Below are 25808 nucleotides of genomic sequence, written 5' to 3' on the forward strand. Positions count from 1 at the left end.
GGACCCGGATCAGCGGCCGAGGGCCGCTGCGATGTCGGCGCCGATGATCTCCGCCAGTTCCTTCGCTGCGCGGTTCTCGCCGTCGCGAATGGCGCGAACCTTGGCGAATTCCTGCTGAGGGAAGTCGACCAGCGCGACGGCTGTTCGGTTGCCCGCCCTCACGGTTTCGCCGGTGGCGGTTTTAGTCAGGTTGTAGTCCGCCTTCACGACAATGCGGCCGGCTCCCGCGTCGTCATCGTCACGGTCATTATCCGTCGTGTCAAACAGCACACCCATGGTCCGGTGCGAAACGTTGAGTGCGAGATGGTACTGCGGATTGACCGGCTCGCCAGCGCCGCGCGAGGCGAGGAAGACGAGGGCGTTGCGCACCTCCTGCTCGACACGGTCGTCGGCCTCCGAGATCTCGATCGAGGCGAGTGCCACCGATGTCGAGCCGGTTGGGCCGTCGGAGTAAAGCGGCCTCACTTGGCAACCCGCCAAGGCGGTCAGCAGCAGGCCGCCCGCCAGTATCGGAAATGACCGGAGGCGAAGGGCGGCTTTATCAGACAACGACATTGACGATCCTCTGCGGCACGACGATGATCTTTTTCGGGTTGCTGCCGTTGAGCGCCGCTTTGACGGCGTCGAGAGCAAGCACGGCGCGTTCGATCGCACTCTGATCAGCGTCGCGGGCGATTGTCAAATCGGCGCGCTTCTTGCCGTTGATCTGGACCGGCAGGGTGATTTCGTTCTCGACGACCAGGACCGGGTCAAAGCTCGGCCAGGCGCGCTCGGCAATCAAGCCGTCGCCGCCGATTTCGCGCCAGCATTCTTCCGCCAGGTGCGGCATCATCGGCGCGATCAGATTGATCAGGATTGCAACGGCGTCCTTGACCGCCGCCGTGACCGCCGGATCGGTCTTGCCGCTGGCCACCTGGGTCAGCGGAGCTGCCAGAACGTTGACGAGTTCGTAGATCCGCGCGACCGCCTTGTTGAAGGCGAGCTTATCGTAGTCGGCTTCGACCGCGCGCAGCGTCCTGTGCGCGGCTTGGGAGATAGCGAGGCCGTCGCCTTCCTTGGCCGGCGAAGCTTCAATTGGGCGCAGGTTTTCCGCGGCCTCGGCGATGAGCCTCCAGACGCGCTGAACGAAACGATGAGCTCCCTCGACGCCCGCTTCGGACCAGATCACGTCGCGATCCGGCGGCGAATCAGAAAGCACGAAGAAGCGGGCCGTGTCGGCGCCGTAGGAGCCGATGATGTCGTCCGGATCGACAACGTTCTTCTTCGACTTCGACATCTTCTCGATCGAACCGATGGCGATTTCCTCGCCGGTCTCGATCAGAAGCGCGCGCCGCTCACCGTCGATTTCCTCGACGCGGACCTCGGCCGGCGTGATCCATTCGCGCTGGGCGCCCTCACCGCGGCTGTAGGTCTCGTGCACCACCATGCCCTGGGTGAACAGGCCCTTGAACGGTTCGTCGAGTGCCACGTGGCCCGTCGCCTTCATCGCGCGGGTGAAGAAGCGCGAATAGAGCAGGTGCAGGATCGCGTGCTCGATGCCGCCGATATACTGGTCGACCGGGAGCCAATGGTTGGCGACTTTCGGGTCGGTCGGATTGTCCTCCCAGGGCGCGGTGAAGCGCGTGAAGTACCAGGAGGAATCGACGAAGGTGTCCATGGTATCGGTTTCGCGCCGGGCGTCCTTGCCGCACTCAGGGCAGGCGACATGCCGCCAGGTCGGATGACGATCGAGCGGATTGCCTGGCTTGTCGAAGGTCACGTCCGGCGGCAGCGTCACGGGCAGGTCCGCCTTCGGCACCGGCACCACGCCACAGTCGTCGCAATGGATCACCGGAATCGGGCAGCCCCAATAGCGCTGCCGCGAGATGCCCCAGTCGCGCAGGCGGAAATTGACCCTCCGCTCCGCGCGCGGCGTGCCGCCCAGCATCTCCTTCTCGAGCCTCGAGGCGACCGTCTCGAAGGCTTCCTCCGTCGAAAGGCCGTCGAGGAAGCGCGAATTGATCATTACCCCGTCGCCGACATAGGCTTCGTTCTCGATCTTGAAGCTCGCCGCGTCGGCTTCCTTCGGCATCACCACGGGGATGACCGGCAGGCCGTATTTACGGGCGAAGTCCAGGTCGCGCTGGTCACCGGACGGGCAGCCGAAGATGGCGCCCGTGCCGTAGTCCATCAGCACGAAATTGGCGATATAAACCGGCAGTTCCCAGCTCGGATCGAGCGGGTGCTTTGCGCGAATGCCGGTATCGATGCCTTTCTTTTCGGCCGTTTCGAGCGCAGCGAGCGAGGTGCCGGCGCGCCGGCATTCCTCGCAGAAGGCCTCGATCTCGGCATTCTTGGCGGCGGCCTCCTTGGCGAGCGGGTGGTCCGCCGAAATTGCCAGAAACGAGGCGCCGAAAAGCGTATCGGGGCGTGTCGTATAGACGGTCAGTTCTGTCGTTCCGTCCGGAACGGTCGCGGCATCGAGCTCCCATCGCACCAGCAGACCCTCGGAGCGGCCGATCCAGTTCTTCTGCATCAGCCGGACCTTTTCCGGCCACTGGTCAAGCCCGTCGAGTGCGTCGAGCAGGTCTTGGCTGAAATCGGTGATGCGGAAGAACCATTGCGTCAGTTCGCGCTGCTCTACCAATGCGCCGGAACGCCAGCCGCGACCGTCGATCACCTGCTCGTTGGCAAGTACGGTGTTGTCGACCGGGTCCCAATTGACCTTCGACTGCTTGCGGTAGACGAGACCCTTCTCGAGGAAATCGAGGAAGAGATGTTGCTGGCGCTGGTAATAGGCCGGGTCGCAGGTGGCGAACTCGCGGTTCCAGTCGAGCGACAGGCCCATCACCTTCAACTGCGCCTTCATCGAGGCGATGTTCTGATAGGTCCAGCTCGCCGGATGTACCCCGCGTTCCATGGCGGCGTTTTCCGCCGGCATGCCGAAGGCATCCCAGCCCATCGGGTGCAGCACGTTGAAGCCGCGGGCGCGCTTGTAGCGGGCAACGACGTCACCCATGGTGTAGTTGCGCACGTGCCCCATGTGGATACGGCCCGAGGGATAGGGGAACATCTCGAGCACGTAGTATTTTTCGCGCGGGTCGTCGTTGCTGGTCTCGAAGACCTTGCCTGCATCCCATTCCTGCTGCCAGCGCGGTTCGGCATCACGCGGATTATATCGTTCGGTCGCCATGTCTTTTTCGATGTTCCGGAAATTCTGGGGGGCGCTCAGGCACCCTCATGATAGCTGCGTGACCTTCATCACGAAACCGCTTGAGCGTCAAGTTTTGAAGGGGTTGGCAGTGCACTTTGGCCATGTTTAGGCGGACAGGCCTTGGCAAGGATCGCAAGTTTCAATAAGCGGCAGAGAAGGTTTATCGTGGTCTTCGGACGTGGGAGCGCAAGGATGGAAGTGCAGGAGTGGTTGAACGATGTCGTGAGCCGGATTCGCACCAGCGAAAAAGCGGCAAAACGGCCCGACGATGCCGTCACTCTGGTCGCCGTGTCGAAAACCTTCGATGCCGACGCGATACGTCCGGCGATTGCCGCAGGCCAGCGCGTGTTCGGCGAAAATCGCGTCCAGGAGGCAGAGCGCAAGTGGCCAGCGCTCCGTCTCGAGACGCCGGATATCGAACTGCATCTGATCGGCCCGCTGCAGTCGAACAAGGCCGCGGATGCGGTCGCGCTCTTCGATGTCATCGAGACCATCGATCGCGAGAAGATTGCACGGGCGGTTTCCGCCGAGATGAAGCGGCAGGGACGCAATCTTCGTCTCTATGTCCAGGTCAACACCGGTCTTGAACCGCAGAAGGCGGGCGTCGCCCCGGAAGACACCGCCGCCTTCGTCGAGCTTTGTCGCAGCGAACTGGCGATGAAGATCGAGGGCCTGATGTGCATTCCTCCGGTCGACGAGAATCCCGGCCCGCATTTCGCGCTACTTGCGAAGCTTGCCGCCGAATGCGGTCTCGACAAGCTCTCGATGGGCATGTCTGGTGATTTCGAGACGGCAATCGCCTTCGGCGCCACCAGCGTCCGGGTTGGCTCGGCGATTTTTGGGGCGCGCTGAGGCTTTCCTATTCGCATATGACTGGGTCGGGGACCCGGAGCCGATGCCTCAGTCCGCCGCCCCCAGAGAACCCTATTACCCTTTCGTCGGGGTTCTCGTTTGCCTCCGTTGGCCTATCTTCTCTGGCCGAGGAGCCGGGCTTTGTCCGGAAAAGTCAGTGGGAGGAGAACGGATATGGCGAGCCGCTATTCCGAAGTGTACGCCGCATGGAAGGCAGATCCGCACGGATTTTGGGCCGATGCGGCCGGATCGATCGACTGGATCCAACCACCCGAGCGCATTTTCGAGTCCGAGCGCGGAACCTATGGGCACTGGTTTCCCGATGGCGTGACGAACACCTGCTACAACTGTCTCGACCGCCATGTGGAAGGTGGCCGGGCTCAGCAGCCCGCCTTCATCTATGACAGCCCCCTCACCGGCCGGATCGAAAAGATTTCCTATGCCGATTTGCTCACCGACGTGAAGGCGGTGGCTGCCGTCTATCGCAATCTCGGGATCGGCAAGGGTGACCGGATCATCATCTACATGCCGATGATCCCTCAGGCGGCGGTGGCAATGCTCGCCGCCGCGCGGATCGGCGCGGTGCATTCGGTCGTCTTTGGCGGTTTTGCCGCCAACGAGCTTGCCGTGCGCATCGACGATTGCCAGGCGAAGTTGGTCGTCTCAGCGAGCTGCGGTCTCGAACCCGGGCGCACAGTCGCCTACAAGCCGCTTCTCGATGCGGCCATCGAGATCGCCGCCAACAAGCCGGCCCATTGCCTGATTTTTCAGCGCGACATGTTCGCCGCCGACATGGTTCCGGGCCGCGACATCGACTTTGCCCGGGCGCTCGCAGCGGCGAAGGAAGCCGGCGAAGAGGCGCCCTGCACCCCGGTCGCATCGACCGATCCGCTTTACGTGCTCTATACGTCCGGGACCACGGGGCAGCCGAAGGGCGTCGTACGCGACAATGGCGGCCACATGGTCGCGCTCAAATGGTCGATGGAGCATTTCTTCGGCGTGCGGCCCGGCGAGGTCTTCTGGGCCGCTTCCGACATCGGTTGGGTGGTCGGGCACTCTTACATCGTCTATGGGCCGCTTCTCAACGGCAACACGTCCGTCCTCTTCGAAGGCAAGCCAGTCGGCACGCCCGATCCCGGAACCTATTGGCGTATCATCGCCGAGCACGGCGTCGCGGTCATGTTCACGGCGCCCACGGCATTGCGGGCGATCCGCAAGGAGGATCCCGAAGCCACTTACGTGTCCCGCTACGACATCTCGCGTTTCCGGGCGCTGTACCTTGCCGGCGAGCGGGCAGACCCGGACACGATCCATTGGGCCGAGCGAGCGCTCGGCGTTCCGGTCATCGATCACTGGTGGCAGACGGAGACGGGATGGCCGGTGGCAGGCAATCCGCTGGGCCTGGGGCTGCTGCCGGTAAAATACGGCTCTCCATCTGTTCCCCTGCCCGGCTACGACGTTCAGGTGCTCGACGATGCCGGGCACCCGGTGGGGCCAGGCACGCTGGGCAATGTGGTGGTCAAGCTGCCGCTTCCGCCCGGCTGCCTGCCGACGCTCTGGAACGCCGACGATCGCTTCCGCGCGGCCTATCTCGACGAATATCCCGGCTTCTACAAGACGGCGGATGCCGGCTATGTCGATGACGACGGCTACATCTTCATCATGGCCCGCACCGACGACATCATCAATGTGGCCGGCCACCGGCTGTCGACCGGCGCGATGGAGGAGGTCTGCGCCAGCCATCCTGACGTGGCGGAATGCGCGGTGATCGGTATCGCCGATCCGCTGAAGGGGCAGATCCCGGCGGGCTTCCTGGTGATCAATTCCAATGTTTCCCGTGAAACGTCGGAAATCGAAAGGGAAGTCGTAACGCTCGTGCGCGAGCGGATCGGGCCGGTCGCCGCCTTCAGGACGGCGATCTGCGTCAAGCGGTTGCCGAAGACGCGCTCCGGCAAGATTCTGCGGGCGACGATTCAGAAGATTGCCGACCGCCAGCCCTGGAAGATGCCGGCAACGATCGATGACCCGGCGATTCTCGAAGAGATCACCGAAGCGCTGCACGCGAAGGGTATCGGTCTGTAAGCGAGCGTCATCCCGCCACCGGGTTGACGACTGCTTTGAACCACGCGCAGAAGGCGGAAACCGCCTTCTGCCGCGAGATCTTGCTGATGAGAAAATAGCTCTCGTCTTCCAGGACGGCGATGTCGGAGAGCACGATCAGGTCGCCGTTTTCGATTTCCCGCCGGCAGACTTCGACCGGACAAAGCGCCACGCCGTGACCGGCGATGGCGGCTGTCGCCAACAGATTGAAGTCCTGGAAGACCGGTCCGCTAAGCGGCTGGCAGAGCGATAGCTCGGCCTTGGTAAGCCAATGCTGCCAGTGTCTCGTCGTCTCGTCATGGAGCAGGTCCGCTGCAGCGATCTCGTCGGGCGTGCTGATGCTGCCCTTGCGCTCGAGGTAGCGCGGGCTGGCGACCGGCCTATTGACGCGCGAAAAGAGCCGCTCGCAAGCGACACCATCCGAAGTGTCGGCGCCAAGCGTGATCAGGACATCGCAACCCGTCTCGCGCAGGCGCTGTGCGGCCATGGCGTAAACGACCTTAACCGTGATGTCGGCGTTGGCGGCAAGGAAATCGCCAAGCGCCGGGATCAGCCAGCGCGTTGCGATCGAGGGAATGCACGCAACGGTGATCTCGGACTTCGTTCTCTGTTTCAATGCCTCCGCTTCGGCCGAAACGCGTTCGAAACTGGCCGACAGGATTTCGGCCAGCCTTTCGGCTTCCGGCGCCAGACGGACACCGCGTTTTTCCCGCAGGAACAGGGGTCGCCCGAACCATTCCTCCAATTGCCGGATCTGGTGGCTGACAGCGGCATGCGTCACATGCAGCTCGTCGGCTGCGCGCGAAAAGCTCGCCAGGCGTGCTGCGGCTTCGAAAACCCTGAGCGCGCCGAGTGGTGGCATCATCTGTAAGTTCTCCTCAACGATCCGGTGAGGAATCGTCATTTGTGCAAAAAGCGAACCCAGCAGATACAGAGCTCACTGCGATCCGATCTGAGTTCGCGTCGCCGCCTTTGTCAAATTTTCTTACAGTAGGAGAGCCGCATGTTCGTGCGCAGCCTGAGGGATGTCGAAGCGACAGACTATTTCGTCGAATGGGGAAGCGGTACGAGCCATCGGCTGCTGACGCAAAAGGACGGCATGGGATTTACCGTCTGCCACACGGTGGTGCACGCCAATACGGTTTCGCTGCTCGAATACCGCAATCATCTCGAAGCCTGCTATTGCATCGCCGGCGAAGGCGAGGTCGAGGACATGCAGGGCAACGTCTTCCCGATCCGCAAGGGCGACATCTATGTGCTCGACCAGCACGACAAGCATTATTTGCGCGGCGGCCGCGACGAAGACCTGATACTCGTCAGCATCTTCAATCCTCCGCTCAAGGGAACCGAGCGACACAATCTCGACGACCCGTCAGGCTCGGCCTACTGAGCGGGCAACAAAAAACCCGGATCGCGAGATCCGGGTTTTGCGCATGCTTGCTGTCGACAAACGATCAATAGTCTTCGTCTTCGTCGTCCTTGCGATCCGACTTCAGCGACTTCAGCTTGGCGAAGACGGCATCGGCGTCGATTTCCTTCTCTTCCTCGCGGTCGAAGTTGTAGCCGAGCTTTTCGGTCTCCTGCGCTGCCTCCAGCGTCGCACCGGCCTCGGCTGCGGTCGGCAGCGGGCGGCCCTTGGAGGCGCGCTCGACTTCCAGATCGAGGTCGATCTGCGAGCAGAGGCCAAGCGTCACCGGGTCCATCGGCGTCAGGTTGGCTGAGTTCCAATGGGTGCGCTCGCGAATCTGCTCGATCGTCGTCTTCGTTGTGCCGACCAGCCGCGAAATCTGTGCGTCCTTCAGCTCCGGATGGTTGCGCACCAGCCAGAGGATGGCGTTCGGACGGTCCTGGCGCTTGGATACCGGCGTGTAGCGCGGGCCCTTGCGCTTGGAGTCCGGGACGCGAACCTTCGGTTCGGAGAGCTTGAGCTTGTGGTTCGGGTTTGCTTCGCCGCGCGCGATCTCGTCGCGAGAGAGCTGACCGGTGGCGATCGGATCGAGGCCCTTGATGCCCTGCGCCGATTCACCGTCGGCGATTGCCTTCACTTCGAGCGGGTGCAGCTTGCAGAACTGTGCGATCTGGTCGAACGACAGCGCTGTGTTGTCAACGAGCCAGACGGCGGTTGCCTTGGGCATAAGCAGTTGCTGAGCCATGGATATAGTCCTTTTGTCCGTCCGCGCCGGTGTCGCGGGCCGTAGAGTCTACCACTGATTTCCGGGAATTGAGCGCCTCTATAACGTCACTGTCGCGAAATTGCAATTCTTTCAGTACCGAATGTCCTTTTGTCTAATTGCGGGCGGGTTTTGACCTGCTATGAATCGTGACCGAAGCGGGGCGGCTGGGAGGTTGCCCCTCAAGCGGGATGAGGAAATGTGTGGTGCGGTTTTCCGCCGCGCATCCCGCTCTAATTTAGGAATCGATCACGTTCGTGATCTTGGGTCGTCCGAGCCAAAATCACAAACGTGATCTGGCCAGGAATGCGCAGGGAGGAAATACATGTCCGTAAAGACCTATCCGGTTCTGAAATCCGCCAAGAGCCGGACGCTGCTCGACAACGCGACCTATCTGAAATGGTACGAGAAAAGTGTGTCCGACCCGGACAAGTTCTGGGGCAAGCACGGCAAACGGATCGATTGGTTCAAGCCCTACACAAAGGTCAAAAACACGTCCTTCAAGGGCAAGGTTTCGATCAAGTGGTTCGAGGACGGGCTGACCAACGTTTCCTACAACTGCATCGACCGACACCTGAAGACGCATGGAGAGAAGACCGCGATCATCTGGGAGGGGGACAATCCCTATATCGACAAGAAGATCACCTATAATCAGCTTTACGATCAGGTCTGCCGCCTTGCCAACGTCTTGAAGAAGCACGGCGTCAAGAAGGGCGACCGCGTCACCATCTACATGCCGATGATCCCCGAGACGGCCTATGCCATGCTCGCCTGCGCCCGAATCGGCGCCATCCATTCGGTTGTCTTCGGCGGCTTTTCTCCCGATGCGCTCGCCGGCCGCATCGTCGACTGCGAATCCACCTTCGTCATCACCTGCGATGAAGGTATCCGCGGCGGCAAGCCAGTGCCGCTCAAGGAAAACACCGACACGGCGATCCATATCGCCGCCAAGCAGCACGTCAATGTCAGCAAGGTGCTGGTCGTGCGCCGCACCGGCGGCAAGGTCGGTTGGGCGCCCGGACGCGACCTCTGGTATCACCAGGAAATCGCTACGGTGAAGCCGGATTGCCCGCCCGTGAAGATGAAGGCGGAAGACCCGCTGTTCATCCTCTACACCTCGGGCTCGACCGGCAAGCCGAAGGGCGTGCTGCACACGACCGGCGGCTATCTCGTTTATGCGTCGATGACGCACGAATATGTCTTCGACTACCGCGATGGCGATATCTACTGGTGCACGGCCGACGTCGGCTGGGTGACCGGCCACTCCTATATCGTCTACGGGCCGCTCGCCAATGCCGCGACGACGCTGATGTTCGAAGGTGTCCCGAATTTCCCGGATGCCGGCCGTTTCTGGGAAGTCGTCGACAAGCACAAGGTCGACATCTTCTACACGGCGCCGACGGCGATCCGGTCGCTGATGGGTGCGGGCGATGATTTCGTCAAGCGCTCGTCGCGCTCGTCGCTGCGTCTGCTCGGAACCGTCGGCGAGCCAATCAATCCGGAAGCCTGGGAGTGGTACTACCGCGTCGTCGGCGAGGAGCGCTGCCCGATCGTCGACACCTGGTGGCAGACGGAAACGGGCGGCATCCTGATCACCCCGCTGCCGGGTGCCACCGATCTCAAACCCGGTTCTGCGACCCGGCCCTTCTTCGGCGTCCAGCCGCAGATTGTCGACAACGAGGGCAAGGTGATCGAGGGACCGGCCGACGGCAATCTCTGCATCGCAGACAGTTGGCCTGGACAGATGCGCACCGTCTATGGCGACCACGAGCGCTTCGTGCAGACCTATTTCTCCACCTACAAGGGTAAGTATTTCACCGGCGACGGCTGCCGGCGCGACGAGGACGGCTACTACTGGATCACCGGCCGCGTCGATGACGTGCTCAATGTTTCCGGCCACCGCCTCGGCACGGCCGAGGTCGAGTCGGCGCTCGTCTCGCACCATCTCGTCTCGGAAGCCGCTGTCGTCGGCTATCCGCACCCGATCAAGGGGCAGGGCATTTACTGCTATGTCTCGTTGATGGCCGGCGAGACCGGCAACGACGATCTTCGCCAGGACCTCGTCAAGCATGTCCGCTCGGAGATCGGACCGATCGCCACGCCCGACAAGATCCAGTTCGCGCCCGGCCTGCCGAAGACGCGATCCGGCAAGATCATGCGCCGCATTCTCCGCAAGATCGCCGAGGACGACTACGGTTCCTTGGGCGACACCTCCACGCTTGCCGATCCGGCGGTGGTCGACGATCTGATCGCTAATCGCCAGAATCGGGCGTGACATCATTTAGGCCCCGTGTCGGTCGACACGGGGCCTACTCATTCGAAAGTTCAGAATTATTGAGCCGGATTCCAATCCGCCGAGAGGGATGCCACGGCCGCTATGGCCGAGTCCGGTAACAGCGGCGGGCGAGGTCTCTGTTCTCTGAGAGATCAAGTTCCATTCGCACTCGGAACAATCCTTGCCGGCCCGGAATCAGAAATCGATCGCCCGCCCTTTGATCTCCCAATCGCCGAAGCGGGCCGGATCGAGGCCTCCGCGACCACCAAGCTCGGTCGGCATGACTTGTGGCTCCGCCGTCCGCCGTCTCTCCTCCGCTTCCTTCAGCGCGCGCAGCGCGGCTGCCGGCAGCGGGCGTTTGGGGCGATCGGGCGCATTGTCGTTGTCGTTCTGCATCTGGCGGTCCGGCTTTCCGTAACGATATTGAACAGCGGGAGATTTATCCCCATCATATAAGCGCTTCCGTGCGAACGGAAACCCTGATTCACGTGAAACGTTCGGGCAAGTTGAACGGAACGAAAGCGGCTGCAAACGCTTTTCCACCCAATCGCCGAACGATACGGATATGCCTGGAGCTCATCCATGAACCTCATGCGCACCGCAATGCTGCTTGCCGTCATGACCGTCATCTTCATGGCCGTCGGCTACGCCATCGGCGGCCGGGGCGGGATGATGATCGCCCTTGTCGTGGCCGCCGGCATGAACTTCTTCTCCTACTGGAATTCCGATCGCATGGTGCTCGCCATGTACCGGGCCCAGGAAGTGGATGAACGCACCGCGCCCGAATATTACGGGATCGTCCGGGATCTGGCGCAGAATGCTGCTCTGCCGATGCCGCGCGTCTATGTCATCGACAGTCCGCAGCCGAACGCCTTTGCGACCGGACGCAATCCCGAAAATGCCGCCGTTGCGGCCTCCACGGGCCTGCTGCACTCGCTCTCCTATGAGGAAGTCGCTGGCGTCATGGCGCATGAGCTTGCGCATATCCAGTATCGCGACACCTTGACGATGACGCTGACGGCGACGCTTGCCGGCGCGATTTCGATGCTCGGCAACTTCGCCTTCTTCTTCGGCGGCAACCGCGACAACAACAATCCGCTCGGCTTCATCGGCGTACTTGTCGCGATGATCGTCGCGCCGCTCGCGGCGATGCTGGTGCAGATGGCGATCAGCCGTACCCGCGAATATTCCGCCGACCGGCGCGGCGCGGAAATCTGCGGCAATCCGCTCTGGCTTTCCTCGGCACTCCAGAAAATCGCCGGTGCCGCTCATGTGATCCACAATGACGACGCTGAGCGCAACCCGGCGACCGCGCATATGTTCATCATCAATCCGCTTTCCGGCGAACGAATGGACAATCTCTTCTCGACCCATCCGAGCACCGAAAATCGCGTTGCGGCGCTGGAGGAGATGGCGCGCGGGATGTCGATGGGCTCGACGCCGCCAGTCCGTACTGATAATCCCGTGCGCAAATCGCGCTCTGTCCCGAAAACCGGCTGGGGTCGCGGTGGTTCCGAACCGCCCAAAGGTCCCTGGTCCTGATGCCCGAAGACAAGAACGATTCACGCCCGAAACGAACCCGAGCTCACAAGGCGCTGCCGAAGACAGCGCAGCGCAGCGCTGGCGCCGCGATAGCGGAGAAGCCGGGTTTGAAGAGCCGCCAGGCGGCTGCCAAGATCTTGGCAGCCGTCGTCGACCGCAAGACTTCTCTTGACGGCATGCTCGATCAGGAGCACGGCAATCCAGCCTATCGCGAACTCAATGACGCCGACCGTGCACTCGTGCGCGCCATCCTCAATTCGGCGCTTCGGCACCTGCCGCGCATTCGGGCGGCAATCGACTCTCTGCTGCAAACGCCGCTGCCTGAGGGCGCGCGTGCGCTCGACCACGTGCTGACGACTGCCGCGGCGCAAATTCTCTATCTCGACATTCCGGATCATTCCGCTGTCGACCTTGCCGTGGAGCAGGCGCAGGCCGATCCGCGCAATCGCCGCTTCGCGAGCCTCGTCAATGCTGTTCTTCGCCGGCTTTCGCGTGAAAAGGACGCCATTCTCGACAAGGTGAAGACCATTCCGGCGATGCCCGACTGGCTTTACGATCGGCTTGTGGATCGCTACGGGCGGGAACAGGCCGAGCGCATATCGGCAGCGCAAGAGGTTCCAGCCGCAATCGATCTGTCGGTGAAGTCCGACCCCGCCGCCTGGGCCGAGCGCCTTGGGGGAACGGTTCTTCCGACCGGCTCCGTCCGCCTTGGAACCTTCTCGGGCGCCATTCCGGCCTTGCCAGGCTTTTCGGAAGGGGAGTGGTGGGTCCAGGATGCGGCCGCCTCCATTCCGGCGCGCCTCTTCGGCGATCTTAGAGGCAAGAGCGTCATCGACCTCTGCGCGGCGCCGGGCGGCAAGACGGCACAGCTTATCCTCGCCGGAGCAAAAGTGATGGCGCTCGATCAGTCGTCCAGCCGCTTGCGGCGTCTGAAGGCCAATCTCGCCAGGCTCGGCCTCGAGGCGCGGACGAAAGAGGTCAACATGGCTGATTTCGAACCGGAGGAACTCTTCGATGCGGCACTGCTCGACGCCCCCTGCTCCTCCACGGGAACGACACGCCGCCATCCGGACGTCCTCTGGACGAAGGGGCCGGAGGACGTCGAAAAGCTCGCGGTGCTGCAGGAGCGTTTGCTGCGTCAAGCGCTGTCCGTGGTGAAGCCCGGTGGGCTGGTGGTCTTTTCCAATTGCTCGCTCGACCCGCGCGAAGGCGAGGAGGTGGTCGCACGTGTCGTCGGGGATGGCGAAGATTGCGAGCGCGTGCCGATTGCTGCCGCCGATTGGCCTGATCTTGGCGAGGCGATCACAGAGCGCGGAGAGTTTCGCACGACACCCGCCATGCTACCGCTCGGGCCGCCGTTCACCGGCGGGCTCGACGGTTTCTATGCCGCAGTGCTTCGCCGCAAGCGCGCTACTGCATGATTCCTTAAATCGGAACCGATTTAAGGACAAAATCATGCAGCAATTCAGGGTGCTATAGAGACCTTTGCGCGTCCGATTGGACGCGCGGCGCCGTAGGGCATCGGCCGATATCGGCGCAACAGCCGCCGTCAAAAGACTGTTTTGCCGCGACATTGACGCTATCGGGCCGTCGGCCTATCAATTTCGACAGGATTGATAAAAGTTTAATGATCTTTCCGGCACCATCTGCTGGAAAGGGATTCTGGCGCAAGCCGGGCATGCGCTCCAGCGCCGCGCGTCATTTCGGACGCCAAAGGCCGCTGTAGCACTTAGAATTGCTGTGTGTCCTTAAAACGGAGTCGATTTAAGGACACATGCAGTGGCCTCAGGCGCTTCAAAAGGGTCCGTTGCAGGAATAGGGAAACCGACGGGCGCTGATGGTGTTTTCCGGTAAGCAAAGGCTTCTTTACCTGTATCTGCGGGAAGGCTGGCGTCGATTTTCGCGCCGCATCGCGCTCGGCCGCCTGACGGCTATGCGCTTTGCCGGGTCAACGCCCGACCGGCTGATCGTTGCGCCGACCGATCTGAGGGCGATCGATCCCTTCGTTGCGGAAGAGATTCTTGAGGGCCGCTTTCCGCTTGCCGGCCGCGTGCTCGATACCGAAGGCGAATCCCCCTTCGAGATCGATTTGCCGTCGCACGAATTTGCAGTCCGGCTCCATTCCTTCGGCTGGCTGCGGCATCTGCGCGCGATTCGCGACGATGCGGGCTATGTCAGGCTCCGGCAGATCGTGGACGACTGGATCGGCAGCCACGGCCGCAGCATCGGCGACATCTCATGGGAGGCCGACGTGATCGCCCAGCGCATCATCGCCTGGCTGTCGCATTCGCCGGTGGTGCTCAGAAACGCCGAACACGGGTTCTACCGCCGCTTTCTGAAAAGCCTGGCTTTCCAGGTTCGCTACCTCCGGCACATTGCGGATACGGTCTGCGACGGCGAGGCGCGCCTGCGCGTGCGCATGGCGCTCGCCATGGCATCCGTGTCGATGCCGGCCTCGCCTTCCGCGATCCGCAAGGCCTCCCGCAATCTCGATCTGGAACTCGATCGTCAGATCCTTCCGGACGGAGCGCATTCCTCGCGCAGCCCCAGGGCGGGGCTCGAGCTTCTGCTCGATCTGCTGCCGCTCAGGCAAACCTACGTCAATCTTGGCCACGATGTGCCGACGCGGCTTATTCCCTGCATCGATCGGATGTATCCGGCCTTGCGCTTCTTCCGGCACCAAGGCGGCGAACTCGCGCTTTTCAATGGTGCGACCTCCGTTCTGGCACACGAGCTCGCCTCGGTGCTGCGGTACGATGAAACGGCCGGCGAGCCGTTCCACTCGATGCCCCATGCCCATTATGAGCGGCTGTCGCTCGGTGAAACCGTTGTCATCATGGATACCGGGCGCCCGCTTTCGATCGACCTTTCGCGCAGTGCCCATGCGGGCTGCCTCTCCTTCGAGATGTCGTCGGGCCGAAACCGCTTTGTCATCAATTCCGGCGCACCGAAGTTTGCTGGCGAACGATTTCGGCAGATGGCCCGCGCGACCGCAGCCCATTCCACGGTCACGGTCAACGATACGTCCTCGTGCCGCTTTTCCCAATCGCGTTTCCTGGGGCCGATCATGACGTCCGGGCTCTCGACGGTGTTGGTCGAGCGAAGGGACGAGCCGGGCCGCATCGAGTCCGTCTGGGCCAGTCATGACGGCTATCTCGCCTCCTTTGGGCTGCTTCATGAACGCGATATCAGCGTCTTGAATGGAGGCCGGCTGCTTCGTGGACGCGATCGGCTTTCGCGAGGGGATGGCGGCGATCCGCATGCGGCCAATGCCGTTGCCCGCTTTCACATCCACCCGGCGATCGCGATGCGACGGGCGAGCGACAGCGAGATCTATCTGGTCGCGCCGGATGGCGAGGCGTGGCTCTTCGCCTGCCGGGATGGGGAAGTAGCGATCGAGGAGGATATCTTTTTCGCCGATCCCTCGGGCGTGCGGGCCTCGTCGCAGATAGCCGTCACCTTCGACGCTGCTGCACAGCCGGAAATCCAATGGACCCTTACCCGCGAGAGCTAGCGAGAGCCAGATCGTCGCCTATTTTCCGCTCCGGGCGGTGCCGAAGGTTCCTTCACGGGGCAAGCTATGCTAACGGGCAGCCATCCCAATCGCCGGCACCTTTCTCCCCAAGCGTCCGGCGCCGCCAAAGGAGCATGGTTGATGGCTGTCGCCTCCAAGAAAATCCCCGCCCCGGACGAAGTCCGGATCCGCACCGCCCTCCTCTCGGTTTCCGACAAGACCGGCATTGTCGAGCTCGCGCGTGCTCTTCACGAAAAGGGCGTGCGCCTTGTTTCGACCGGCGGCACGCACAAGGCACTGTCGGACGCCGGGCTTCCCGTCAGCGACGTTTCGGAGTTGACCGGCTTTCCGGAGGTCATGGACGGCCGCGTCAAGACGCTTCACCCCGGCGTTCATGGCGGCCTGCTTGCCATTCGCGACGACGCCGAGCACGTGGCGGCGATGGACAAGCACGGCATTGCCGCCATCGACCTTGCCGTCATCAATCTTTATCCGTTCGAGGAGGTTCGCGCCAAGGGCGCCGACTATCCGACGACGGTCGAGAACATCGACATCGGCGGTCCGGCGATGATCCGGGCTTCGGCGAAGAACCATGCCTATGTCACCATCGTTACCGATCCTGCCGACTACGCGCCCCTCCTCGAAGAGATCGCCGGCGGCACGACGCGCTACGCCTTCCGCCAGAAAATGGCAGCGAAGGCCTATGCCCGCACGGCAGCCTACGATGCCGCGATTTCCAACTGGTTCGCCGACGCTCTCGATACGCCGATGCCGCGCCATCGCGTGATTGGCGGCGTACTCAAGGAGGAAATGCGTTACGGCGAAAACCCGCATCAAAAGGCGGGCTTCTACGTGACCGGTGAAAACCGGCCGGGGGTTGCGACCGCGACGCTACTGCAGGGCAAGCAGCTCTCCTACAACAACATCAACGACACCGACGCCGCCTTCGAACTCGTGGCCGAGTTCCTGCCGGAGAAGGCTTCGGCCTGCGCCATCATCAAGCACGCCAACCCCTGCGGCGTTGCAACCGCGCCGTCGCTTGCGGAAGCCTACCGCCGGGCACTCGCCTGCGATTCCACCTCGGCCTACGGCGGTATCATCGCACTCAATCAGGAGCTCGACACCGAGACGGCGGAAGAGATCGTCAAGCTCTTCACCGAAGTCATCATTGCGCCGTCCGTCAGTGACGAGGCGAAGGCGATCATCGCGCGCAAGCCGAACCTCCGGCTGCTTGCGACCGGCGGCTTGCCTGATCCGCGCGTGCCGGGTCTTTCCGCAAAGACGGTCGCCGGCGGCCTGCTCGTCCAGACGCGCGACAACGGCATGGTCGAGGATCTCGAACTCAAGGTCGTGACCAAGCGCGCACCGACCGCGCAGGAGCTCGAAGACCTGAGTTTCGCCTTCAAGGTGGCGAAGCACGTCAAGTCGAACGCGATCGTCTACGCCAAGGACGGCCAGACGGCCGGCATCGGCGCCGGTCAGATGAGCCGCGTCGATTCCGCCCGCATCGCCGCCATCAAGGCGGAGGAAGCCGCCAAGGCGCTCGGTCTCGCCGAACCGCTGACCCGCGGTTCTGCGGTCGCATCGGAGGCGTTCCTGCCTTTCGCCGATGGCCTCCTGTCGGCAATCGCCGCCGGCGCCACCGCCGTCATCCAGCCGGGCGGTTCGATGCGCGACGAAGAGGTGATTGCCGCGGCAAACGAGCACAACGTTGCCATGGTCTTCACGGGCATGCGCCATTTCCGGCATTGAGCCGGTTGATACCGTTCACGAACCCGTCGCGAAAACCCTCGCGGCGGGTTTTCATGCCGGGCGATGCGCCGGATAGGGTGTGCGCAGAAGGATGGCGAGACCCACGGCGAGGAAAGCGACCAGCGCCATCATGCCGATGCGCGCGGAATCGGCCATCACGGTGATCGTTGCGACGGAGGCGGGGGCAAGGAACGAGGTCGCGCGTCCGGAAAGGGCATAGAGGCCGAAGTAACGGCCGGCTTCCTCAACCGCAACGCTTCGGGCGAGGTAAGAACGGGACGAGGCCTGAACCGGTCCGAAGGCGATGCCGACCAGGAGACCGTAAAGAATATAGGCCTTTTCCGCCGCCGTGCCGAAGAGACCGCCGGAATCTTCCATCGGAAGCGTCAGCAGCCCGAACAGCGTGAAGCCGGGGCCGGTCGAGACGATGCCGAGCGTGGCGATGGTGAGACAGATAAGGCTCAATACCACGATCGTCTTCGAGCCGAGCCGGGCATCGAGCCCGCTTGCACAGAGGCAGCCGCCGATCGCGACGACGTTCAGGATGATGCCGTAAATGCCGAGTTCCATCGTCTGCCAGGCGAACATTCCGGCCGCGAAGGTGCCGCCGAGCGCCAGCAGGCCATTTACACCGTCCTGAAAGATCATCCGGGCGATCAGGAAGCGCAGGATCCCGGACCTCTCCTTCAGCTCTCTGAGCGTGCCCTTCAACTCCGAAAGCCCCGTAGCGGTGGCCCTGCCCAACGGCATCGCCGCCTTCGTCGCATCCGGCGTGAAGAAGAACATCGGCAGGATGAAGATCAGGTACCAGACGGCCGAGATTGGTCCGGTGATACGAGCGTCTTCTCCTCTGGCCGGATCGAGGCCGAAAATCGGGTCGAGTCCGAGTGTCGTCTTGCCCGTCGCGGGATTTCCGGCAATGAGCGCAACGACGGCGATCAAGACGATCATGCCACCGAGATAGCCGAGCCCCCAGGCAATGTTCGAGACGCGGCCAACCTCCCTCTCGCTCACCAGCCGCGTCATCATCGAATCGTTGAAGACAATCGAAAATTCGGCGGCAACGGTCGCCAGAGCGAGGAAGATCGCGGGATAGAGGATGGGCGAGCCCGGCGCGGCGAACCACAGCATGGCGAGCGAGACGATCTTGATGACGGCGAAGAAGCCGATCCAGGGCTTGCGCGGTCCGGTCGCGTCGGCGATCGCGCCGAGCACCGGCGAAAGGACCGCGATGATGATGCCCGAGACAGTGAGCGTATAGCCCCAGACCGCCTGCCCATGCACAGGGTCGGCCGTGAGCCGGGAAACGAAATAGGGTGCGAAGATGAAGGTGGTGATGACGGTGAAGAAAGGCTGCGCGGCCCAATCGAACAGCATCCAGCCGATGATGCCGAGGCGTGAAGCCCTAGACTGCCCTCTCGCTTCGGCCGTAACGTCCAATTTCCCCTCCCGGCATTTATCAGCCCTCGCCGATGTTTGGCGAGGGCTGATAACGCGTTGAAATCGCGATTAAACCCGAAGCGGAATCAGTCCTCCGGGCCGATTGCCCGGATGGGACTGTGTCATTTCGCCCTGGCGCGTGCAAGGTCGTTGAGCAGGCCAGCGGCGACAGCAATCTTGGCGAGTGTGGTTTCGCCCTTCTCGGTGAGCAGCTTCAACTGCTCGCCGACACTAGAGACACGTTGGCGATCGCTGTCGTGCCAGGCGAGCACGGGATTACGTTCACCCTTCTGCCCGACGAGCGCCGCGATAGTGATGTCGTGCCTTGCGACGCCAATATCCGCGACGGCGCGCGAAAGCGCCATCGCCTCGAACTGCTCCGTGGCCGGAACCCGATCGGCGGCTGCGAGCAGCCGGTTGATTCCGAGGTTCTCCGTCACGGTGAAATAACTCTGCGCGGTGCGGCTCAGCGTTTCCTTCGTTTCGGTGGAGATTTGCATGATCTCCGGCACAAGGGTCATCAGTGACAGTTCGGCAATTTCCTCCGCGAGCTTTGCCGGTACGCCGCTTTCGATGAAGGTCGCGGCCTTCAATCGTGCTTCTTCGGCTCCGGACATCGCGGCACGCATCGTGCCACGCAGCTTTTGCAAGCCGTCACGCAGACGCGAAACCGCATCCGAAACCGGGCCGCTCGCGGCGCGCGTGCGCAAAGCCTTTTCGGTGACGAGGGCGAAGATGCGGCTCACTTCCTGATAGAGCGCATTCTGGACAGCGCCGCTGATCCGGTTGTCGAGCGCGTCGATCTCTCCGTAAATCCGCTGCAAGTCGAAACCGTCGAGCGCCAGCACGGCCGCCTTGACGACGTCGCTGGAAAGAAAGCCGGTCGTATCCGTCAGGGTTGAAACGAAGGCGGGGCCACCTCGGTTGATCACTTCGTTGCCGAGTACCGTCGCGATGATCTCACGGCGGAGCCGGTGCCCGCGGATGTCGCCGGCATAGGTCTTGCGCATCTTTGCCGGGAAATAGCGCTCGAGCGTCGCGGTGAAATAGGGATCGTCCGGCAGATCGCCGACGATCAGCTCGTCGAACAGCACCAGCTTTGCATAGGATAGCAGCACACCGATCTCGGGGCGCGTCAGCGGCTTGCCCGCCTGGTAACGCTCGCTCATGGCGAGTTCCGTCGGCAGGGTCTCGACCTTGCGGTTGAGGTGGCCATCGGTCTCAAGCCGCGCCATCAGCCGTGCAAGCGACGTGCGGTTCTGGAGCCCCTGCATTTCCGTGAGCGAGATTGCCAGCGATTGCTGGTAGTTGTTGCGCAGCACGAGATGCGCCACCTCGTCCGTCATCGACGCCAGAAGGGTGTTGCGCTTCGGCCTCGTCAGACGATCATCCCGCATGGCCGAGGCTAGCGCGATCTTGATGTTGACCTCAACGTCGGAGGAATTGACGCCGGCCGAATTGTCGATCGCGTCCGAATTGCAGCGCCCGCCGGCGAGTGAGAAGCCGATGCGGCCCTTCTGGGTGACGCCGAGATTGGCGCCTTCGCCGATCACGCGGGCACGCACCTCTTCCGCTGTGACACGGATCGCGTCGTTGGCGCGGTCGCCGACCTCGGCGTCCGTTTCGTTGCTGCCGCGCACATAGGTGCCGATACCGCCGAACCAAAGCAGGTCGACCTGGCTCTTGAGGATGGCGTTCATGATCTCGAAGGGGGTCGCCTTCTGCTTGTCGATGCCGATTGCCGCCATCGCTTCCGGTGTCAGTGTCACGGACTTCTCGGCGCGCGAGATGATCATCGCGCCCTCAGACAGCGTCTTGCGGTCGTAGTCCTGCCAGCTCGAGCGCGGAAGTGCGAACATGCGTTTGCGCTCGGCGAAGGAGAGGTCGATATCCGGATTCGGATCGATGAAAATGTCGCGATGGTCGAAGGCGGCGATCAGCCGGATCTTCTCCGAAAGCAGCATGCCATTGCCGAAAACGTCGCCGGACATGTCGCCGACGCCGGCGACGGTGAAGGGCGTCGTCTGGATGTCGATGTCCATTTCGCGGAAATGACGCTTGACGGCTTCCCAGGCGCCGCGGGCCGTGATGCCCATTTTCTTATGGTCGTAGCCCGCCGAGCCGCCGGAGGCGAAGGCGTCGTCGAGCCAGAAGCCGGCTTCCTGGGCAAGCCCGTTGGCCGTGTCGGAGAAGGTCGCGGTTCCTTTATCGGCCGCGACGACGAAATAGGGATCATCGCCGTCGAGCCTCAGCGTATCGGCTGGCGGCACGACATCTTGGCCGACGATGTTGTCCGTCACCGAGAGCAGCGTGCGGACATAGGTCTTGTAGGCCTCGGTGCCGGCCTTGAAAATTTCATCGCGTGTACCGCCGACAGGCAGCTGCTTCGGGTAGAAGCCGCCCTTGGCGCCGACCGGCACGATGACCGCATTCTTGACCTGCTGTGCCTTGACGAGGCCGAGCACCTCGGTGCGGTAGTCCTGCGCCCGGTCGGACCAGCGAAGGCCGCCGCGCGCCACCTTGCCGAAGCGCAGGTGCACGCCTTCGACCTCGGTGCCATAAACGAAGATCTCGCGGAAAGGCCGAGGCTCAGGCAGGCCGTCGAGCTGCTTCGGGTCGAGCTTGAAAGCAAGGACGGCGCGGGGCTTGCCGTCGGCATCCCTTTGGAAATAGTTGGTCCGGAGCGTCGACTGGACCACGTTGACGTAGCGGCGCAGGATCTGATCGTCGTCGAGGCTTGGCACGGCCGAGAGCGCTTCCTCGATGGCCGAGAGCAAGGCATTACCCTTCTTCGTGCGCGCCTTCACCTCGGTCTTCGGATCCATGCGCGTCGCAAACAGCCGGAAGATATCGGCAGCGATCGCCGGATACTTGTTCAGCGTGTCGGCGATATAGCCCTGCGAATAGGTGATGCCCGCCTGGCGCAGATAGCGCGCATAGGCGCGCAGCACCGTGACTTCGCGTGCGGTGAGGCCCGCAAGCAAGATCAGTCGGTTGAAAGTGTCGTCCTCGATCGTGCCGTTCCAGGCGGCGAGGAACGCCTCTTCGAGCGCCTGACCGGTCTTGGCGAGGTTCACCGCATGTCCGTCACGGTGAACGAGCTCCATGTCGTGCAGCACGACGAGCCGCTGTTCTTCCGCATGGGAGGTGACGCCGATGTCGTAGGTCTGCTCGCTGATGACGCGGAAACCGAGATTTTCGAGGAGCGGCACGCGACGCGAGAGCGAAACCGGATCCTCCGCGTGGAAGATCTTCAGCTCCAGTGCGTCCGGCCTTTCCTGCTGCTTATGATAGAACGAGATGCGGATCGGGTCATCGACCTTGCAGGCGGCGATATCGTGGAGGTCGTCATAGGCCTCCGCCGGCGTGAACGCCGCCTGATAGGCTTCGCCAACCGAGATCTCGATGCCGTCCTTGCGGGCAAGCAGGTTGAAGCGATCGGTCCAGCGGGTGACGATGCCGCGAACCGCCTCCTCGAGCTTGGTCTGCGGGACACGCGGCGTCTTGCCGGCGTAGCGGCCGATAATGAAATGAACCCGCGCCAGCCCGCCTTCGGGGAAGGCCGGGTAATAGGCGGAAACGCGGCCGTCATAGACCGTCTTTAGATAGTTGCCGATCTTCTCGCGCACAGCCGAGTCGTATTGCTCGCGCGGCACGAAGACGAGGACCGAGACGAAGCGATCGAAATGGTCGATGCGCGGTAAGACCTTGATGCGCGGCCGGTCGCTGAGTTCGTTGATCTGCTCGCAGAAGGCGGCGAGCAGGCCGACGTCGATCTGGAAAAGGTCGTCGCGCGGATAGGATTCCAGCGTATTTGCCAGCATCTTGCCGGAATGGCTCTGGGGATCGTAGCCGAAATAGTCAATGATCTTTTCAATCTTGTGCCGGAGCAACGGTATTTCCGAAGCCTGGCGAGTATAGGCCGTCGAGGTGAAGAGGCCGACAATGCGGAGTTCCCCAACCACGTTGCCGGAGGCGTCGAAGCGCTTGACGCCGATGTAGTCCATATAGGCGCGGCGGTGGACGACGGATTTCACATTGGCCTTGGTGACGATCAGGAACTCGGGTCCCTCAAGGAAGGCGATGATTTCCGGCGTCGTCAGCACGGCATCCTTGCCCTGGCGCAGCACGCGGACGTCCGGGTTGGAGAGAAGGCCGAGGCCCCTGCCCTTGCCGCGTTCGACCGTCGCGTTATCGCCCTTGCCGGAATAGGTGTATTCCCGCATTCCGAGAAAGGTGAAATTGTTGTCCCTTAGCCAGCGAAGGAACGCGAGCGCCTCGTCACGATCACTCTTCTTGCGCGACGCATTGTAGTCCTCCAGATCCTGCATGGCCTGGTTGAGCAATGTCGTCATCGCCGGCCAGTCGTGAACGGCCTGATGGACCTGCTCCAACACGTCGGCAATGCGCTTGCTCAGCGAACGTGCTTCGAGCGGCGCGAGCTTGTTCAAGTGGATCTGGATATGGCTCACCCGGTGCGCCGGATCGCTTTCCTCGTCCGGATCGAACGGCTTGATGGGTTTGCCCGGTTCCATGACCAGAATGGGATGGATCGCGAGGTGGATGTCGCGGTGCGTGCTCGTCACCTCGCCCATGACCGAATCATAGAGGAATGGCATGTTGCGTTCGGTGATAGCGATGATCGAGACATCGGTGCCGCCCGGAGCAACCCCCGGCACGGTTTCGACCGAAACCTGCGGCTTGCCGCCGTCCCAGCGTGCGAGTTCCTTGCGCGCATGCGCCGCGGTCAGCGCCAGCATGTCGGCGGTGTAAAGGTCGAGGTCATCGTTGCTTGCCCCGCCGAAGAGGATCTCGGGCGCCAGCGCCTCGGCACCGATCTTGCTTGCAGCCGCCTTTGCCGCGTCGATATGCCTGTCCCGCTTTGGATTGTATTTCACGCCCATGAACTCTCTCCCCATTCGTGATAGACGAGCCTATCAGAACCATGGCCAATGGCGACCGTTTTATGCTCGATTTCGGCAAAATCGAGCCAAAGTTTGGAGAAATTCACGCGATTTCGACCTAAATCCATTTAAATCGAAGGCGATTTTGCAAAAATTGCTCGAAAAACCTTAGAAACGAACGAAAACGCCGAAGTCCTGTTTCGCCCCCGTCTGTAGCCCCCTGTTGACAGGCCTGTAACAGTCGGGCGATCACACTTTGATTCGAAGAAATGGAACTGCCCGATGCCCGAAATGCCTGCACCCGGCGCCGTCATCGTCATTTCAAGCCATGTGGTTCGCGGCACCGTTGGCAATCGGGCCGCGGTCTTCGCGTTGGAGACGCTCGGGCATCGCGTCTGGGCCGTGCCGACGGTGATCCTGCCGTGGCATCCGGGTCACGGCCGCTCGACACGGGTGGCGATCGCCGACACGGACTTCCAGTCGATCATCGATGATCTCATCGATGCACGCTGGATCGGTGAAGTCAGCGCCGTTCTATCGGGCTATCTCTGCTCGCCGGGCCAGGTCGACGGCGTGGCGCAACTGGTGACGGCGTTGCGCCAGCGCAATCCCGAGCTTCTCTACGCCTGCGATCCCGTCATCGGCGATGACAACAGCCTTTACATTTCGGCCGAGATCGCGGCCGCGGTGCGCGACCGTCTGCTGCCGCTGGCGACACTTGCGACCCCCAACCGGTTCGAGCTCTCCTGGCTCGTCGGGGCGGCACTTGAAACGAATACGGCGATCCTCGACGCGGCACTCGGTCTCGGACCTTCACGGGTGCTGGTGACGTCGGCGATCCCCATGATGACCGGCGGCACGGGCAATCTCTACCTGTCCGGCAGCCATGCGCTGCTGGCCGAGCACCGGTTGGTCGACAATCCGCCGAACGGCACCGGTGATCTGCTCGCCGCCGTATTTCTGGCGCGGCTACTCCAGGGGCTGCCCGAAGAGCGGGCGCTGCAGATGGCGACCGCCAGCGTGTTCGAGATCATTGCGCGCACTGCCCGGCGCGGTGCCGACGAACTGACGCTCGAGCAGGACGCGTCGAGCCTTGCAACGCCCATGGCCATGGTGCAGATGCGGCGCTTCTTGCATCCAAGTCAGGTGCGGAAGAAATAGCTGCGGATATAAAAGAAATGGCTCATAAGCGCACTTCGCCCTTTCAGGTCCGCGACGGTCGCTGTAACACTTCGACGCTTCATTGGTCCCTACAGCGCCGCGCGTCTCACTCAGACGCGCAAAGGTCGCTGTAGCACTTTGGATTGCTGCATGATTTTGCCCTTAAATCGATTCCGATTTAAGGGATCATGCAGTAGGGGCGATGCAGCAATGAATGAGTGAATGAGGCGGGGTTATCGATGGATAAGCAGGGCTTTCCGGAACATCTTCTGACCGGCTACCGCAATTTCATGAGCGGTCGTTTCAGCGAGCAGCAGCAACGATACAAGACGCTTGCCGAGAGCGGCCAGAAGCCGAGGACGATGGTTATTGCCTGTTGCGATTCTCGAGCCGCACCCGAAACGATCTTCGACAGTGGTCCGGGAGAACTCTTCGTCGTCCGCAACGTCGCCAATATGATGCCGCCATACGAGCCGGATGGGCATTATCACTCGACCTCTGCCGCGCTCGAGTTCGCGGTTCAGTCCTTGCGCGTCAGCGACATCGTCGTCATGGGACATGGGCGCTGCGGCGGCATCAAGGCGGCGCTCGATCCGGATGCGGAACCCTTGTCCCCCGGCGATTTCATCGGACGGTGGATGAACCTGTTGAAGCCTGCCGCCGAACAGATCCAGAGCAATGAATTCATGACCCAGGCGGAACGTCAGCGGGCACTCGAACGGGTGTCGATCCGCAATTCGCTCGCCAACCTGCGCACCTTCCCCTGTGTCCAGATTCTGGAGGCAAAGGGCAAGTTGCAGCTTCATGGTGCCTGGTTCGACATCTCGACCGGGGAGCTTTGGGTGATGGACGCCAAGACCGGCGATTTTGCGCGACCAGGCATGTAAGCGGCGGGCATGTAAGC

At 62.3% G+C, this 25808-nt stretch carries 17 protein-coding genes; 10 read left to right on the plus strand and 7 right to left on the minus strand.

Annotated elements, in window-relative coordinates; all coding sequences use genetic code 11:
• Positions 1 to 9: 9 nt before the first annotated feature.
• Both PZN02_RS06295 and leuS read right to left on the minus strand, forming a co-directional pair.
• Positions 10 to 555, minus strand: coding sequence for an LPS assembly lipoprotein LptE (locus PZN02_RS06295; RefSeq protein WP_280660742.1), 546 nt, complete (start codon positions 553 to 555; stop codon positions 10 to 12).
• The gene (gene leuS, locus PZN02_RS06300) at positions 542 to 3172 is read right to left on the minus strand and encodes a leucine--tRNA ligase (RefSeq protein WP_280660743.1); all 2631 of its coding nucleotides are present in this window, start codon (positions 3170 to 3172) and stop codon (positions 542 to 544) included. The genes PZN02_RS06295 and leuS overlap by 14 nt, the downstream gene beginning before the upstream one ends.
• Before the next feature lie 213 nt (positions 3173 to 3385).
• Between leuS and PZN02_RS06305 the strand changes: the two genes are divergently transcribed.
• A complete protein-coding gene (locus PZN02_RS06305) occupies positions 3386 to 4045 on the plus strand; it encodes a YggS family pyridoxal phosphate-dependent enzyme (RefSeq protein WP_280660744.1) in 660 nt (219 codons plus the stop codon).
• Positions 4046 to 4219: 174 nt separating this feature from the next.
• On the plus strand, positions 4220 to 6127 hold the full coding sequence (locus tag PZN02_RS06310) for an AMP-binding protein (protein ID WP_280660745.1): 1908 nt from the start codon (positions 4220 to 4222) through the stop codon (positions 6125 to 6127).
• Positions 6128 to 6134: 7 nt separating this feature from the next.
• Here PZN02_RS06310 and PZN02_RS06315 read toward each other — a convergent pair whose 3' ends face one another.
• Entirely contained in the window at positions 6135 to 7010 is an 876-nt protein-coding gene (locus PZN02_RS06315) for a LysR substrate-binding domain-containing protein (protein WP_280660746.1), read from the minus strand.
• 138 nt (positions 7011 to 7148) lie between these two features.
• On the opposite strand from PZN02_RS06315, the gene PZN02_RS06320 reads away from it, so the two are divergent.
• On the plus strand, positions 7149 to 7535 hold the full coding sequence (locus PZN02_RS06320) for an ectoine synthase (RefSeq protein ID WP_280660747.1): 387 nt from the start codon (positions 7149 to 7151) through the stop codon (positions 7533 to 7535).
• Between the two features lie 64 nt (positions 7536 to 7599).
• On the opposite strand, the gene PZN02_RS06325 is transcribed toward PZN02_RS06320, so the two are convergent.
• Positions 7600 to 8298, minus strand: a complete 699-nt coding sequence (locus tag PZN02_RS06325) for a DUF1013 domain-containing protein (RefSeq protein ID WP_280660748.1) — start codon at positions 8296 to 8298, stop codon at positions 7600 to 7602.
• A 343-nt stretch (positions 8299 to 8641) separates the two neighbouring features.
• Between PZN02_RS06325 and acs the strand changes: the two genes are divergently transcribed.
• A complete protein-coding gene (gene acs, locus PZN02_RS06330) occupies positions 8642 to 10591 on the plus strand; it encodes an acetate--CoA ligase (protein WP_280660749.1) in 1950 nt (649 codons plus the stop codon).
• A gap of 195 nt (positions 10592 to 10786) precedes the next feature.
• Here the strand turns inward: acs and PZN02_RS06335 are convergent, their stop codons facing one another.
• Positions 10787 to 10987, minus strand: coding sequence for a DUF1674 domain-containing protein (locus PZN02_RS06335; RefSeq protein WP_280660750.1), 201 nt, complete (start codon positions 10985 to 10987; stop codon positions 10787 to 10789).
• Between the two features lie 186 nt (positions 10988 to 11173).
• Here PZN02_RS06335 and htpX point away from each other — a divergent pair, with 186 nt between their 5' ends.
• The 4 genes from htpX (at position 11174) to purH (ending at position 17399) form a co-directional block, all read left to right on the plus strand.
• Positions 11174 to 12133: a zinc metalloprotease HtpX gene (gene htpX, locus PZN02_RS06340; RefSeq protein ID WP_280660751.1), complete on the plus strand. Its 960-nt coding sequence runs from the start codon at positions 11174 to 11176 to the stop codon at positions 12131 to 12133.
• A complete protein-coding gene (locus PZN02_RS06345; RefSeq protein ID WP_280660752.1) occupies positions 12133 to 13554 on the plus strand; it encodes an RsmB/NOP family class I SAM-dependent RNA methyltransferase in 1422 nt (473 codons plus the stop codon). Before htpX ends, PZN02_RS06345 begins: the two co-directional genes overlap by 1 nt.
• A 416-nt stretch (positions 13555 to 13970) precedes the next feature.
• Entirely contained in the window at positions 13971 to 15647 is a 1677-nt protein-coding gene (locus PZN02_RS06350; RefSeq protein WP_280660753.1) for a heparinase II/III family protein, read from the plus strand.
• Between the two features lie 141 nt (positions 15648 to 15788).
• Positions 15789 to 17399, plus strand: coding sequence for a bifunctional phosphoribosylaminoimidazolecarboxamide formyltransferase/IMP cyclohydrolase (gene purH / locus PZN02_RS06355; RefSeq protein ID WP_280660754.1), 1611 nt, complete (start codon positions 15789 to 15791; stop codon positions 17397 to 17399).
• A gap of 51 nt (positions 17400 to 17450) precedes the next feature.
• Here the strand turns inward: purH and PZN02_RS06360 are convergent, their stop codons facing one another.
• Both PZN02_RS06360 and PZN02_RS06365 read right to left on the minus strand, forming a co-directional pair.
• Positions 17451 to 18839, minus strand: a complete 1389-nt coding sequence (locus PZN02_RS06360) for an MFS transporter (protein ID WP_280660755.1) — start codon at positions 18837 to 18839, stop codon at positions 17451 to 17453.
• Between the two features lie 122 nt (positions 18840 to 18961).
• Positions 18962 to 23743 (minus strand): NAD-glutamate dehydrogenase, encoded by a 4782-nt coding sequence (locus PZN02_RS06365; RefSeq protein ID WP_280660756.1) that lies wholly within the window; start codon positions 23741 to 23743, stop codon positions 18962 to 18964.
• A 282-nt stretch (positions 23744 to 24025) separates the two neighbouring features.
• Here PZN02_RS06365 and pdxY point away from each other — a divergent pair, with 282 nt between their 5' ends.
• Both pdxY and PZN02_RS06375 read left to right on the plus strand, forming a co-directional pair.
• Complete coding sequence (gene pdxY / locus PZN02_RS06370) at positions 24026 to 24904, plus strand: pyridoxal kinase PdxY (protein ID WP_280660757.1); 879 nt, start codon at positions 24026 to 24028, stop codon at positions 24902 to 24904.
• A gap of 239 nt (positions 24905 to 25143) precedes the next feature.
• Positions 25144 to 25791, plus strand: coding sequence for a carbonic anhydrase (locus PZN02_RS06375; RefSeq protein ID WP_280660758.1), 648 nt, complete (start codon positions 25144 to 25146; stop codon positions 25789 to 25791).
• Positions 25792 to 25808 lie beyond the last annotated feature (17 nt).

This window comes from Sinorhizobium garamanticum (assembly GCF_029892065.1).
In the GTDB taxonomy this organism is placed as follows: domain Bacteria; phylum Pseudomonadota; class Alphaproteobacteria; order Rhizobiales; family Rhizobiaceae; genus Sinorhizobium; species Sinorhizobium garamanticum.